Source organism: Mesorhizobium escarrei (assembly GCF_935825525.1).
GTDB lineage: Bacteria > Pseudomonadota > Alphaproteobacteria > Rhizobiales > Rhizobiaceae > Mesorhizobium > Mesorhizobium escarrei.
This window is the reverse complement of the sequence record NZ_CAKXZT010000133.1, coordinates 1-12885: the sequence shown is the minus strand read 5'-3', so window position 1 is coordinate 12885 and position 12885 is coordinate 1. Positions and strand designations below refer to the sequence as shown.

The window sequence follows — 12885 nt, the reverse complement described above, 5'->3', positions numbered from 1 at the left end:
AACGTATGACAGGCACTCGCGGCCCCCTGAACGCTTTTCTCGACCTCGACGATATCCCGGTATCCAATGCGCAATCCGGCCCGCTTGCCGGCCTGCGGCTGGCCGTCAAGGATATTTACGACGTGGCCGGCTACCGCACCGGCTGCGGCAATCCGCAGAAACACCAGCAGGCTTCAGCCGCCTCGGCGACAGCGCCGGCCGTCCAGGCGCTGCTTGATTCGGGCGCGCGCTTCGTCGGCAAGACGCAGACCGACGAGTTGGCCTTCTCGCTGATGGGGCTGAACGCGCATTTTCCGTCGCCGGTCAATCCGGCAGCGCCGGACCGCATCACCGGCGGCTCGTCCTCCGGTTCCGCCGCCGCGGTCGCCGGCGGGCTTGCCGACATTGCCACTGGTTCCGACACCGGCGGCTCGATCCGCGCGCCGGCAAGCTTTTGTGGGCTGATCGGCCTGAGGGTCACGCATGGCCGCATCTCGCTCGAGGGCGCCATGCCGCTGGCCCCTTCACTGGACACGTTCGGCTGGTTCGCCAGGGACATGGTCACCTACGAAAAGGTCGGCGCGGTGCTGCTCGGCGACGGTCGGCAACGCCATGACCTGGCACGCCCCCTCGCCCTCGACGCACTGGACGGCCTCGTGCTCGGCCCGCAGGCGGCCGACGAGTATCGCGCCATGGTCCGCACTGTCGTTTCGGTGCTGGGCGCGCCGCGCACCGTTGCCCCGCTGTCGCATTCCACCGACGATCTCTACTGGTGCTTCCGCAAGCTGCAGGGGTACGAGGCCTGGCAAAATCATGGTGCCTGGATTTCGCAGGGTGACCGGATGCTCGGCCCCGGCGTCAAGGAGCGCTTCGAGCATGGCGCAACCATCGACGCGGCAACCGCGCAATCCGAAACGGAACGTCGCGTTTCGTTTCGTCGCGAGCTTGCCGACCTGCTTGGCGAGAACGGTGTCCTCGTGCTTCCAACCGTTCCGAGTGCCGCCCCGCTCAAGGCCGTTTCATTCGACGATTTGCAGTTGTATCGCGAACGCGCGCTGAGACTGTTGTGTCTTTCCGGCCTGTCCGGTTTTCCGCAGATCAGCCTGCCGCTGGGCCATGTCGATGGCGCCCCCTTCGGCCTTTCGCTGCTCGGACCTGAGAACAGCGACCGCCAGCTGATGGCGCTTGCCGCGCGCATCCTTTCAGCCCACCAGGGGAGCGTATGACATGGATACGCTGACCCGCATGCGCGCCTTCATCGACGTTGTCGAGGCCGAGGGATTTTCGGCAGCGGCGCGCAAAATCGGCCGCTCCAAGGCGCTGCTGTCGAAATATGTGCGCGAGTTGGAGGACGAGCTCGGCGCGCTGCTGCTCAACCGCACCACCAGGCAGTTCTCGCTGACCGAGGCCGGCCACACCTATTACCGCCGCGCCTCGGAAATCGTCCGTGAGGTCGACAGCCTGGCCGATGCGGTGCGCGAATCCTCCGGCGACGTGCGCGGCAGGATCAAGCTGTCGGCGCCGCGCACTTTTGCCGACGCGCCGATCGGACTATCGCTGATCGATTTCGCCAAGCAGCATCCCGACATCGTGCTCGACATTCATCTCGACGACCGCTTCGTCGATCTGGTCGAGGAAGGTTTCGATCTCGCCGTGCGCATTTCGCGGCTGGAAAGCTCCTCGCTGATCGCCAGGCGTCTGGCGCCGTTCTCGGTGCGGCTCTGCGCATCTCCCGAGCTGATCGCCAGGCACGGCATGCCGGCGCGGCCGCAGGACCTTGGCCGCGTGCCCTGCATCATCGACACCAATGGCCGCTGGCTGACCAACTGGCCGTTCAAGGGCGACAGCGGCGACACGGTAACCGTTTCGGTCTCCGGTCCGATCGAGGTCAACAGTCCAATGGCGGCAAGGGCCGCCGCCGTGGCGGGATTGGGATTTTCCATCCTGCCGGATTTCATCGCCGCGCCCGATATCGAAAGTGGCCGGCTGGTGACCGCGCTGGATGACCGCATCCTGCCGGGTGGCGGCATTTTCGCCGTCTATCCGCACCGGCGCTATTTGCCTGCGAAAGTTCGCGTCTTTGTCGATTTCCTGGTGCAGTGGTTCAAGACGATTGACAATGCATGAGCTTTTAGCCGCCCGGGGTCCCATTTTCGCCCGCTTTCTGGTAACTCTCGACAGTCACCGAAGTCGATGGAATCACCACCCAGAATGCATTTGAAGCGTCAAGCAATCATAATGGCTTCGGCCATGGCGGCGACATTTTCCACGGTCGGGCCAGCCGACGTGCATCCCCACGTCTTCGCCGAGGCTCGCCTCGAAGTGATCCTCAGCCCGGATCACCAAAGCGTGAAGGCCTTGCGCCATGTCTGGCGCTTCGACGATTTGTTTTCGAGCACGGTGATGATGGAGTTCGACAAGAATTCCGACCTGAAGCTTGATGACAAGGAGCTGAAGGAAGTCGCCGATACCGTCCATGCATCGCTGGCGGAGTTCAATTACTTCCAGCTCGTCACCGTCGACGGCAAGGACGAGGCGATGAGCCCGCCGCCGCAGCTGATGGCGAATTTCGACAACGACCAGCTCATTATCCTGTTCGAGTCCGAACCTAAGGTGCCGACCAGGCTGGCCGGCAAGATCGATATCGGCGTCTATGACCCGACCTTCTATACGGCGATCGACTTCACCGAGGACGCCAATCTGCAGGTCGCCGGCTTGCCGTCGACATGCACGAGCAAGGTCGTTCGTCCGAACCCCGACGAGGCGATCGCCGAGAACCAGAAGACCCTGACAGACGCCTTCTTCAACGATCCGACGGGCACCGATATGAGCAAGATCTTTGCGACCAAGCTTGAACTGAACTGTCAGCCAGAAGGATGATCCGGTGACGAAACCGTCCCTGCGTTTGGCCTTCGGCCTTTTGGCCGTCGCCCTTGTGATGACGCACGTCCTCGGCGCCGCCCACGCCCAGAGCTCGCTCGGCATCGGCACCAATGACGGGATAGCTCCCACCACCGGCCCGTTCGCCCAAATCCTGATGTGGATCAATCTGCGTCAGCAGGAATTCTACCGCGCGCTTGCCGGCGCGATGAAGGCGATGCGCGAGGACGGCAGCAAGCTGTGGCTGCTTATCGGCCTGTCCTTCGCCTACGGCATTTTCCATGCCGCCGGCCCCGGTCACGGCAAGGCGGTGATCTCGTCCTACATGGTGGCGAACGAAGTGGCGCTCAAGCGCGGCATCATGCTGTCCTTCGTCTCGGCCCTGCTGCAGGCGTTGACGGCGATCCTGGTGATGATGCTCGCCTACTTCGTCCTGCGCGGCACCACCATATCGATGACCGACGCGGCATGGTTCCTTGAAATCACGAGTTTTGCCTTCGTCACCCTGTTCGGCGCCTGGCTTTTGTGGCGCAAGGCCGGCCCTGCCATCCTTCGCCTGTTCGGCGCCAACCCTGCCTACAGCCTGTCGGCGGCCCATGCCGGCCATTCGCACGCGGGCCATCCTGCACATGCGCATTCAGTGCATGCGCTTCACGCACATGGCCATGATGGCCACAACCATGATCATGGCGCACACGACCATCACCATGACCATGGCGGGCACGATCATCATCATCATGCAGCGGGCGAAGTCTGCGAGACGTGCGGACATTCGCACGCGCCCGACCCGGCGCTGCTTTCCGGCGACCGCTTCGACTGGCGCACCGCCTGGTCGGCGGTGGCTGCGGTCGGTATCCGGCCGTGCTCGGGCGCGCTGATCGTGCTGAGCTTTGCCATGCTCAACGGGCTGTGGTTCGGCGGCATCCTGTCGGTGCTGGCGATGGCGCTCGGCACCGCGATCACGGTCTCGATCCTGGCGACGCTGGCGGTGACGGCCAAGAACTGGGCAGTCTATTTCGCCGGTGACGGCCGCGTGGGCAACCGCATCCACTCGATCGTCGAGATCGGCGGCGCCGCCTTCGTCTTTTTGTTCGGGTTGCTGCTATTGTCGGCCAGCCTGACGGCTGGCGGATGACGCCTTGCTCGGACACGCAGGCGCCGCCCCCCTCGCCCTGCCCGGCACTTCTCCCCGTATAGAGACGGGGAGAAGGACGCCTTCGCAAAGGATTTCGCCAATATCCAGCGCTGCAAAAAACGCGCCGAGGGTGCGGCGAGCCCCTTCTCCCCGTCACTATACGGGGAGAAGATGCCGGCAGGCAGATGAGGGGCAGCGCCGAGGTCGAAAATTGGCGTAGTACCGGAAGGCGGCAGCCCACCGTGACCTGAATATCGACGGAAATTAAAACTTCCCGCCCAGTTCATCCTCGATATGCGCGCGGATGATGTCGTCGAAGCTGGTTTCGGCGGCAAAGCCAAGCTCCCTTGACCGCCGCGCCTCGAACCGTGTCGGCCAGCCCTTGACGATCGCCCAGATCGTATCGTCGGGCTCCTCGCGGATCAGTTTCACCGCCTTGGCGCCGGCGATGCGTTCCAGGGCCTCGATCTGCTCGCCGACGGTGACGGCGACCCCGGGCATCGTCAGATTGCGGCGCGGCCCGACGGCGCTGCCATCGATCCCTGCTGCGTGGATCAAGAAATTCACCGCCGAGCGCGGGCTGGCGTGGGTGTGCACGACAGAGCGCGGCACCGGCAATATTGCTTCCTGGCCGCTCAACGGCTCGCGGATGATGCCGGAGAAAAAACCCGACGCGGCCTTGTTGGGCTTGCCCGGCCTGACGCAGATGGTCGGCAGTCTGATGCCTATGCCGTCAAAGAAGCCGCGCCGCGTATAATCGGCGAGCAGCGCTTCGCCCATCAGCTTCTGCGTGCCGTAGGAGGTCAATGGCGTCGGGTGGAATTCGTCGGGGATGATGTCCGGGAACGGTGCGCCGAACACGGCGATCGACGAGGTGAAGACGACGCGCGGCGCAAACCCCGCCAGCCTTATGGCATCGAACAGCGCCCTTGTGCCGTCGAGATTGACGCGATAGCCGAGATCGAAATTGGCTTCCGCCTCGCCCGACACGATGCCGGCGAGGTGGAAGATCACGTCCGGGCGCGACCCGACCAGCCGTTCCATCGCGCTCGCCGCGGCGAGATCGCCTGTATGGATAGTGACGTCGACGCCTTCCAGAGTTGGCGCTTGCGGCGGCACGATATCGTGAAGGTCGAGCGCGGCGATCTTCCGGCCGCCGAGCGTTCCGTCCTTCGCCAGCCGGGCGATGAGCTTGCGGCCGACCATGCCTGCCGCGCCGGTAATCAAAACACGCATATCAATGATCCTTTTTGCGCTGACTGCGGCCACGCAGCCAAAACACGACGAAAATGGCCACCATGAAGACAGCGGCAATAACAGCGGCAAGAACGGTCGAGACTCGGCCGACCGCCAACATCACGGTTGGCAAATAATAGGCGGCGATGCCGAAAAGCAGCAGGACCCAAAGGGCGCCTATCGCTGCGTTGCGCGTGTCGCGATCCATCACGCGGCTCCGACAGGGCGGGAATTCATCAAGTTCGTTACCAATGCCATGGAACTCCCGGGGTCAGTGATGGTGGCGATGATGCGGAGCCGCATCATGCGCATCGTCGTGCTCGCCATCGTGCCCATCATGGCTGTCGGCGCAATGGCCGAATTCCGGTTCTACGGTGGCGTGGGCAATGCCATGCGCGGCCAGCCGCTTCTTGATGGCGCTGACCGCTTTGTGGGCATCGACGCCATCGTTGAGGCAAGCATGCAAGGTCGCCATGTTGCTCGACCCGTCAAGCGACCAGACATGCATGTGATGCACCTCGCGCACGCCCTTGACTGTCCCTTCTATGTCCCTGGCGATCAGGTCGCGATCGAGGCTCGCCGGCACGCCTTCGAGCAGGACATGGGCCGCTTCGCGCATCAGCGACCAGGCGGTGGACAGGATCAGCAGCGAGACAAGGACGGACAGGATCGGATCGATAGGCGTCCAGCCCGTTGCCAGGATGATCAGCGCAGCTATGATCGCCGCCGCCGAGCCAAGGAGATCGCCGAACACGTGCAGGATGGCGCCGCGCATGTTCAGGCTGTCGCGGTCGCCGCCATGCAGCACGAAGAAGCAGCCGATATTGACCAGCAGGCCGGCGATCGCCACGACCAGCATCGGCCCGCCGAGCACGGGCGCAGGCGTCAGCAGGCGTTCCGAGGCCTCATAGATGATCCACAGCGCAATGGCGAAGATGGCGATGCCGTTGGTATAGGCGACCAGCGTTTTGACCCGGCCGAAACCATAGGTAAGGCGAACGGTGGCTGGCCGGCCGGCCAGATGAAAAGCATACCAGGCAAGGCCGAGCGCGATACAGTCGGCGAGCATGTGGCCGGCATCCGCCAGCAGCGCCAGCGATCCCGTCAAGAGACCGCCAAGCGCCTCCACGACCATGAAGCCGGCGGTCAGGCAGGCGGCGATCAGCACGCGTTTCTTGTCGGTTGAGCCGTGCACATGACCGGCGCCATGGCTGCGGTCATGCCCTTGCGAACTATGGTCGTGGGTATACGCCACCTGCGAACTCCTGTTAGAGCCTGATCCATCCCGGCAGAATCGGAAGGAGGCTCTGTCTTCTTGTTTTGACCATGATCTTGCCCGAACCGAAGGTCAGCGCAGCAAAAACCGGCTTCCACTTTTCAGGATCATGGTCAGGCGCCGAACTCGGCGCGGAAATCCTCGAGCCGTCGCTTCTGCCGGCCGTCGCCATCGAAATTGCCCGGATCGAGCCATGCCTCATAGGCTCTGCGCAGTGCCGGCCACTCCTTGTCGATGATCGAGTACCACGCGGTATCGCGGTTTTCGCCCTTGACCACAAGATGCTGGCGGAAAATGCCCTCGAACTTGAAGCCGAAACGGTCCGCCGCCCGCTTCGACGGCTCGTTGCGGCTGTTGCATTTCCATTCGTAGCGGCGATAGCCAAGCTCATCGAAAATGTATTTCATGAACAGGAACTGCGCTTCCGTCGCCGCCGGCTTGCGCGAGATCAGCGGACCCCAATAGATGTTTCCAATCTCGATAACGCCATAGGCAGGGTCGATGCGCATCAGCGTCTGGCGTCCGGCGACCTTGCCGCTGCCCTTGTCGATGACGGTGAAGAACAGCGGGTCCTCGCTGGCTTCGGCCTGGTCCAGCCACGGCTGCAAGGCGGCGCGGGTCTGCGGCGGATAATCGGGCAGCCAAGCGAAGCGGCCGTCGACATCAGGCACCGACGACGCCTCGAACAGGCCGTCGCCATGCTTTTCGGAGCTCAGCGGCTCAAGCCTGACGGTGCGCCCCTCCAGCACCTTGCGCTCCGGCCGCGGGCGCGGTTGCCAATTCTTGAGATTTTCCGACACCCAAAGTTCCAATCCGTTTGACTTTTGCGAAAGGACGCTCACAAAAACGCTCGCTCGGTGAAAGAACCACACGGACGGGAAAAATGCTCCACACGATTTCGGCCTTCGATCGTCTCGGCGAGGAAAACGCATTCGCGGTGCTGGCTCGTGCCACCGCGCTCGCCCATCAGGGCCGCGATATCGTCAATCTCGGCATCGGCCAGCCCGACTTCAAGACGCCGCAGCACATCGTCGAGGCCGCGATCAAAGCGCTGCGCGACGGCCATCACGGCTATACGCCGGCCAACGGCCTGCTGGCGACACGCGAAGCGGTGGTGCGCCGCACGCTGACCACCACCGGCGTCGAGGTGTCGCCCGAGGCGGTGATGATCCTGCCCGGCGGCAAGCCGACCATGTTCGCCGCAATCCTCATGTTCGGCGAACCGGGCGCCGAGATCCTCTATCCCGATCCCGGCTTTCCCATCTATCGCTCGATGATCGAGTTCACCGGTGCTGCTCCGATACCGGTGCCGATGCGCGAGGAGAACGGCTTTGCCTTCTCGGCGCAGGAGACGCTGGCGCTGATCACGCCGAAGACCAGGCTGCTCATCCTCAACTCGCCGGCCAACCCGACCGGCGGGGTCACCCCCCGCGCCGAGATCGAGAAGCTGGTCAAGGGACTGGAAGCGCACCCGGACGTCGCCATCCTCTCCGACGAGATCTACGACGTGATGACCTATGACGGCGAGACGCACTGCTCGCTGCTCAATTTCCCCGAGATCCGCGACCGACTGATCGTGCTCAACGGCTGGTCGAAGACCTGGGCGATGACCGGCTGGCGTATGGGCTGGTCGATCTGGCCGAACGGCGACACGGGCGCCCACCTCTACGACAAGGTGCGCAAGCTGGCGGTCAATTGCTGGTCCTGCGTCAACGCGCCGAGCCAGTATGCCGGCATCGCCGCCATCGACGGCCCGCAGGACGACGTCGACAAGATGATGCGCGCCTTCGACCGCCGCCGGAAGGTCGTGGTCGAAGGCTTGAACGCCTTGCCTGGCGTTTCCTGCATCACGCCGAAAGGCGCTTTCTATGCCTTTCCCAATGTTTCAAAAACCGGCTGGAAGGCCAAGAAACTCGCCTCGGCTTTGCTTGAGGATGCCGGCGTGGCGCTGATCGGCGGACCTGATTTCGGCATTCTCGGCGAAGGCTATGTCAGGCTGTCCTACGCCAATTCCGAGGAGAACATCCTGCGCGCGCTGGAGCGGATCAAGACGTTTCTGGCGAAGTGAGGGCGGGAAACGACGACGAAAAAGGAGACGTCAGATGTTTTATGCAATCCTCGCCTATCACGTGGAAGAAGTGATCACGGCGCTGACGCCGGAGGAGGACGCGGCGCTGATGACCGACCTGCTCCAGATCCACGAACGGCTTTACCGGGAAGGCAGCCTCGGCCCGGCGGCGCGGCTCGGGGCGACACAAGACGCGTGCACCTTGCGCGGGCCGGGCGCCGGGATGGTCATTGACGGGCCCTTCGCCGAGACCAAGGAGCAATTGTTGGGACTTTATGTCGTCGACTGCGCCACCCGCGATGCCGCGATCGCGATTGCACGCGACCTTCGCCGCGTCAATCCGACCGCCGTCTACGAAATCCGCCCTATTTCGCTGTATCTTCCCGGCGTGCCGCTTTCGGTCACGCCATCTTAGACCGGCCGCTCACCCTCGCCCGATATACGGCATCTTCGTCGCCATTACGGTCATGAACAGCACATTGGCGTCGAGCGGCAGGCTGGCCATATGGACGACGGCATCGGCGACGTGCTGAACATCCATCACAGCTTCGGCGGCGATGGAGCCATTGGCTTGCGGCACGCCGACCGTCATCGCCTGCGCCATGTCGGTCAGGGCGTTGCCGATGTCGATCTGGCCGCAGGCGATATCATAGGGCCGGCCGTCCAGCGCCAGCGTCTTGGTCAGCCCGGTAATGGCGTGCTTGGTCGCGGTATAGGGCACTGAGCCAGGGCGCGGCGCATAGGCAGACACCGAGCCGTTGTTGATGATGCGGCCGCCCATCGGCTTCTGCCTGCGCATGGCGCCGAAGGCGGCGCGGGCGCACAGGAAGGAGCCGGTGAGATTGACCCCGACGATGTCGTTCCACACCTCGACGGGGATCTCGTCGATCAATGTCGACCTGTAGCCCGCGCCGGCATTGTTGAAGAGCAGGTCGACACGACCGAAAGCCGCCGCCACCGTCTCGAACATCTCGTCGACCTGCTCGGCCTTGCTGATGTCGCAGGCGACCGCCAGCGCCTTGGCACGTGCCGATCCGGCCTCAGTGATCGCCTGGTCCAGCACCGGCTTGCGGCGGCCGCAGAATACCGTGTTCCAGCCGGACCTGAGCAGCGCCGTAGCAACGCTTTTGCCGATGCCCGTGCCGGCGCCGGTGACGATGGCTGTTTTGTAGTCTGTCATAACTGTCCTCCTACAGCGCCGCGTGTCCGCAAGGACGCCATAGCACCTTGATTTCGAGCAATTTGATTTTGCGCATGATCGCTTCCAAAAATCGATTCCGATTTCCGATCATGCGCTAACCGGCTCCGAAGAAAAGGGCGGCCATTGGCGGCCGCCCTGATCTGAACCGGCCTGGGAGGAGGAAAGCCGATCCGACTGCTTAAAATCATGCGCTTCCTGGGTAAACGAGACATTAACGCGAAACGACGTCGGATTCCCGCTCTCCGCGGCCCTGAAGCCTACCAGCGCGAATTGGCGGTTGCCTTGCCCGATCCCGGCACCCCCGACGCCGAAACCCTTGACTCCGGCACCTCTGGCGCCGGCACTTTTGCCGCCGACACCGTCGCCTCGACATGGTCGAGCAGTGCATCGGGCAAGCTGAGGCGGCCGGCGAGCAGATCGAGATAGCCGCGTTCGGCACGTGTATTCGGATCTATGGCGAGGCGCGAGGCGGTGTAGAGCTCGAGCTTCTGGGCGTCGGTTTGGGCGCCGGCGACCAGCGTATCCAGGTCGAGCGGCCTCTCCAGTTCCGACATCAGGAATTTCTCCGCGTCGGAGTCGATGCCCGCGAGGCTGAGCTTGCCGGCGATCTTTTGCCGTTCGTCGTCATCGATATGGCCGTCGGCCTTCGCCGCCGAAATCATCGCGCGCACCAGCGTCAGCGTGAATTCGTCCTCGCCTTGCGGCGCTTGTGAGGGATGAAAGCTGGTGTCGGCGGGCGGCGGCAGCAATTCCGGTTGACCGGCCGTGGCCTCCGCCGGCGCTTTGCCGTTCTTGTAGTTCTGGTAGGCCTTGTAGGCGAGGCCGCCGACAACGGCCAGCCCACCAAGCTTCACCGCCGTGCCGGTGACCTGACGGCCGGCGCCGGTTCCGAGCAGCACCGCAGCCAGCGCGCCCGCGGCCAGCGGATTGTCCTTGGCCATCTGCATCGCCTGGCCCCCTTTGTCGCGCACGGTCGACCCGGTTCCGGGAATTTGCGAGCCGAGCAGATCGGTGAGGAGCTTCTTGGGATCGAACATCAATGCCTCCAGAATTGGCCGGCCGAAAGCGCCGGGCAGGTTTTCGGACGTTGAACAGGTAGGCCCCACATATGGACATTACAATGACGGCTGGGCGCTTTGCCGGTGATGGCACAAACGAGATGATGCCAGGAGTGTTTAGAGCGTGCTTTGTGCGTCCAAGCGGACGCACGTCGCTCTAACGTCCGATGTGCGGAGCCCTGCCTTGCGCTTGCGCAAGCTCGACTTGGCGGTGACGCTCGGCGTAGCGGGCGCGATCCTCGTCGGAACGGGCATCGTAGCAATGCGGGCATGAGATGCCGGCGGTGTATTTCGGCGACAGCAGGTCCTGCCCGGTCAGCGGATGCCGGCAGGCGCGGCAAAGTTCGGCCTCACCCTCGACCAGGCCGTGCGACACCGAGACGCGTTCGTCGAAGACGAAGCACTCGCCCTGCCAGAGGCTTTGCTCGGCGGGCACCTCTTCGAGATATTTCAGGATACCGCCCTTGAGATGGAACACATCCTCGAAGCCGAGCGACTTCACATAGGCCGTTGCCTTCTCGCAGCGTATGCCGCCGGTGCAGAACATGGCCACCTTCCGGCCGACGAGCTCGGCCCGATGCTGCTCGACCCAGGCCGGGAATTCGCGAAAGCTGGTTGTCGCGGGATCGACCGCTCCCTTGAAAGTGCCGATCGATACTTCGTAGGCGTTGCGCGTGTCGATGACGATCGTATCCGCATCCGATATCAGCGCGTTCCAGTCGGCCGGTGCGACATAGGTGCCAGCGCTTGCCGCCGGATCGATATCGCTAACGCCCATGGTGACGATCTCGCGCTTCAGCCGCACCTTCATGCGGTGGAACGGCATCACCGCGGCGTTGCTGTACTTGACCTCGAGACCGGCGAGACCTTCGATGGATTCGAGATGATCGATGAGCGCGGCGATGTCAGCTTCGCCGCCGGCGACCGTGCCGTTGATGCCCTCATGCGCCAGCAGCAGCGTGCCCTTGATACCGCGTCCGCAGCAGAAGGCGGCGAGCGGCGCGCGCAATGCCTCGAACCCGTAGAGCCGGGCAAACCTGTAGAGCGCGGCAACGCGCAAGGGTGGATTGGGCAGTGTCATCGCCGAAGCCACTAAACGCTCATGAAAGCCGATTCAAGGCTTGCGCGCGAAGCAGCTTCTCCTCGGTGGCTTTGACGGCCGGTCTGACGGACTTGTGGGCGGCGCGTGACATCGCGACACGCTTCGCTTCGTGGACAGAAAACCGGCCTTCTGCTAACCGATTGAACGGATCAATACCGGAGAGACGACAAATGCCCAGCAAGACCGAAAAGCTCCTGTCGCTCCTCAGCGGCCAACCGGTCATCCCGGTGCTGAAGATCGCCAATCTCGCCGATGCCGTGCCGCTGGCGCGCGCGCTGGCGCGCGGCGGCCTGCCGGCGATCGAGATCACGCTGCGGACCGCTGATGCGCTGGAGGCGATCCAGCTTGTGGCAAGCGAGGTCGAGGACGCCATCGTCGGCGCCGGCACCATTCTGGACGCCCGCCAGTTCGGCGAGGCGGCAGCCGCCGGCTCCAAGTTCATCGTCAGCCCCGGCATCACCCGCGAGCTTCTGGCGGCGGCGAAGGACAACGACGTCCCGTTGCTGCCCGGCGCCATCACGCCCGGTGAGATCATGGCCGCTCGCGAGGCAGGCCTGCGTTTCCTGAAATTCTTCCCGGCAGAACAGTCGGGCGGCATCGCCTCGCTCAAGGCATTCGCATCGCCGCTCGCCGATGTCAAATTCTGCCCGACCGGCGGCATCACCGACAAGAACGCCAGCGACTATCTGAGCCTGCCCAACGTCATCTGCGTCGGCGGCTCCTGGGTGGCGCCGGACGATTTGGTCAAGGCCGGAAAATGGGGCGAAATCGAAGCCCTGGCGCGCGCCGCGAGCAAGCTCGGGCGATAGTTCCTCTGCACAGAGGATTTGGTTCTTTGACTGAGCCTGAAGGAGGCTGTGATGGTTGCCGCCGACCGATCTCCTCCTGCCAATCTCGAGGGTTTGCGATTAGCCATAAGCCACCACGTCTTCGGTCGAGTAGAGGCGATG

14 protein-coding genes are annotated in these 12885 nt (G+C 63.6%); 7 read left to right on the top strand and 7 right to left on the bottom strand.

All coding sequences use genetic code 11. The features are described 5' to 3' along the window. Nucleotides 1–5 precede the first annotated feature (5 nt). The 4 genes from NMG80_RS19360 (at nt 6) to NMG80_RS19345 (ending at nt 3994) form a co-directional block, all read left to right on the top strand. Nucleotides 6–1205 carry an amidase gene (locus NMG80_RS19360; protein ID WP_254019573.1) on the top strand — a complete coding sequence of 400 codons (1200 nt, stop codon included), beginning with the start codon at nt 6–8 and terminating at the stop codon, nt 1203–1205. A 1-nt stretch (nt 1206) separates the two neighbouring features. Next, nucleotides 1207–2106, top strand: coding sequence for a LysR family transcriptional regulator (locus NMG80_RS19355; protein WP_254019572.1), 900 nt, complete (start codon nt 1207–1209; stop codon nt 2104–2106). Nucleotides 2107–2190: 84 nt separating this feature from the next. Further along, complete coding sequence (locus NMG80_RS19350; RefSeq protein WP_436798637.1) at nt 2191–2859, top strand: DUF1007 family protein; 669 nt, start codon at nt 2191–2193, stop codon at nt 2857–2859. A 58-nt stretch (nt 2860–2917) separates the two neighbouring features. Then, on the top strand, nt 2918–3994 hold the full coding sequence (locus tag NMG80_RS19345; protein WP_254019604.1) for a nickel/cobalt transporter: 1077 nt from the start codon (nt 2918–2920) through the stop codon (nt 3992–3994). A 264-nt stretch (nt 3995–4258) separates the two neighbouring features. On the opposite strand, the gene denD is transcribed toward NMG80_RS19345, so the two are convergent. The 4 genes from denD to NMG80_RS19325 all read right to left on the bottom strand — a co-directional run bounded on the left by denD (nt 4259) and on the right by NMG80_RS19325 (nt 7306). Continuing rightward, the gene (gene denD, locus NMG80_RS19340) at nt 4259–5230 is read right to left on the bottom strand and encodes a D-erythronate dehydrogenase (RefSeq protein ID WP_254019570.1); all 972 of its coding nucleotides are present in this window, start codon (nt 5228–5230) and stop codon (nt 4259–4261) included. A 1-nt stretch (nt 5231) separates the two neighbouring features. Continuing rightward, on the bottom strand, nt 5232–5438 hold the full coding sequence (locus NMG80_RS19335) for a hypothetical protein (protein WP_254019569.1): 207 nt from the start codon (nt 5436–5438) through the stop codon (nt 5232–5234). A 63-nt stretch (nt 5439–5501) separates the two neighbouring features. Continuing rightward, entirely contained in the window at nt 5502–6485 is a 984-nt protein-coding gene (locus NMG80_RS19330) for a cation diffusion facilitator family transporter (protein ID WP_254019568.1), read from the bottom strand. A gap of 134 nt (nt 6486–6619) precedes the next feature. After that, nucleotides 6620–7306, bottom strand: coding sequence for a GNAT family N-acetyltransferase (locus NMG80_RS19325; protein WP_254019567.1), 687 nt, complete (start codon nt 7304–7306; stop codon nt 6620–6622). An 83-nt stretch (nt 7307–7389) separates the two neighbouring features. Here NMG80_RS19325 and NMG80_RS19320 point away from each other — a divergent pair, with 83 nt between their 5' ends. Both NMG80_RS19320 and NMG80_RS19315 read left to right on the top strand, forming a co-directional pair. Then, nucleotides 7390–8574 (top strand): pyridoxal phosphate-dependent aminotransferase, encoded by a 1185-nt coding sequence (locus NMG80_RS19320; protein ID WP_254019566.1) that lies wholly within the window; start codon nt 7390–7392, stop codon nt 8572–8574. 34 nt (nt 8575–8608) lie between these two features. Beyond that, nucleotides 8609–8989, top strand: coding sequence for a YciI family protein (locus tag NMG80_RS19315; protein WP_254019565.1), 381 nt, complete (start codon nt 8609–8611; stop codon nt 8987–8989). Nucleotides 8990–8998: 9 nt separating this feature from the next. On the opposite strand, the gene NMG80_RS19310 is transcribed toward NMG80_RS19315, so the two are convergent. The 3 genes from NMG80_RS19310 to trhO form a co-directional block, all read right to left on the bottom strand. Further along, complete coding sequence (locus NMG80_RS19310) at nt 8999–9754, bottom strand: SDR family oxidoreductase (RefSeq protein ID WP_254019564.1); 756 nt, start codon at nt 9752–9754, stop codon at nt 8999–9001. A gap of 278 nt (nt 9755–10032) precedes the next feature. Beyond that, complete coding sequence (locus NMG80_RS19305; protein WP_254019563.1) at nt 10033–10812, bottom strand: tellurite resistance TerB family protein; 780 nt, start codon at nt 10810–10812, stop codon at nt 10033–10035. Between the two features lie 178 nt (nt 10813–10990). After that, nucleotides 10991–11914 carry an oxygen-dependent tRNA uridine(34) hydroxylase TrhO gene (gene trhO / locus NMG80_RS19300; RefSeq protein WP_254019562.1) on the bottom strand — a complete coding sequence of 308 codons (924 nt, stop codon included), beginning with the start codon at nt 11912–11914 and terminating at the stop codon, nt 10991–10993. 191 nt (nt 11915–12105) lie between these two features. On the opposite strand from trhO, the gene NMG80_RS19295 reads away from it, so the two are divergent. Next, nucleotides 12106–12744 carry a 2-dehydro-3-deoxy-phosphogluconate aldolase gene (locus NMG80_RS19295; protein ID WP_254019561.1) on the top strand — a complete coding sequence of 213 codons (639 nt, stop codon included), beginning with the start codon at nt 12106–12108 and terminating at the stop codon, nt 12742–12744. Nucleotides 12745–12885 lie beyond the last annotated feature (141 nt).

What these genes read in the sequence shown, in the direction of transcription:
- NMG80_RS19315 (WP_254019565.1), top strand. Translation starts at nt 8,609, where the DNA reads ATGTTTTATGCAATCCTCGCCTATCACGTGGAAGAAGTGATCACGGCG.
- NMG80_RS19310 (WP_254019564.1), bottom strand. Translation starts at nt 9,754, where the DNA reads ATGACAGACTACAAAACAGCCATCGTCACCGGCGCCGGCACGGGCATC.
- NMG80_RS19305 (WP_254019563.1), bottom strand. Translation starts at nt 10,812, where the DNA reads ATGTTCGATCCCAAGAAGCTCCTCACCGATCTGCTCGGCTCGCAAATT.
- NMG80_RS19350 (WP_436798637.1), top strand. Translation starts at nt 2,191, where the DNA reads ATGCATTTGAAGCGTCAAGCAATCATAATGGCTTCGGCCATGGCGGCG.
- NMG80_RS19295 (WP_254019561.1), top strand. Translation starts at nt 12,106, where the DNA reads ATGCCCAGCAAGACCGAAAAGCTCCTGTCGCTCCTCAGCGGCCAACCG.
- NMG80_RS19335 (WP_254019569.1), bottom strand. Translation starts at nt 5,438, where the DNA reads ATGGATCGCGACACGCGCAACGCAGCGATAGGCGCCCTTTGGGTCCTG.
- NMG80_RS19320 (WP_254019566.1), top strand. Translation starts at nt 7,390, where the DNA reads ATGCTCCACACGATTTCGGCCTTCGATCGTCTCGGCGAGGAAAACGCA.
- NMG80_RS19360 (WP_254019573.1), top strand. Translation starts at nt 6, where the DNA reads ATGACAGGCACTCGCGGCCCCCTGAACGCTTTTCTCGACCTCGACGAT.
- denD (WP_254019570.1), bottom strand. Translation starts at nt 5,230, where the DNA reads ATGCGTGTTTTGATTACCGGCGCGGCAGGCATGGTCGGCCGCAAGCTC.
- trhO (WP_254019562.1), bottom strand. Translation starts at nt 11,914, where the DNA reads ATGACACTGCCCAATCCACCCTTGCGCGTTGCCGCGCTCTACAGGTTT.
- NMG80_RS19345 (WP_254019604.1), top strand. Translation starts at nt 2,918, where the DNA reads ATGACGCACGTCCTCGGCGCCGCCCACGCCCAGAGCTCGCTCGGCATC.
- NMG80_RS19355 (WP_254019572.1), top strand. Translation starts at nt 1,207, where the DNA reads ATGGATACGCTGACCCGCATGCGCGCCTTCATCGACGTTGTCGAGGCC.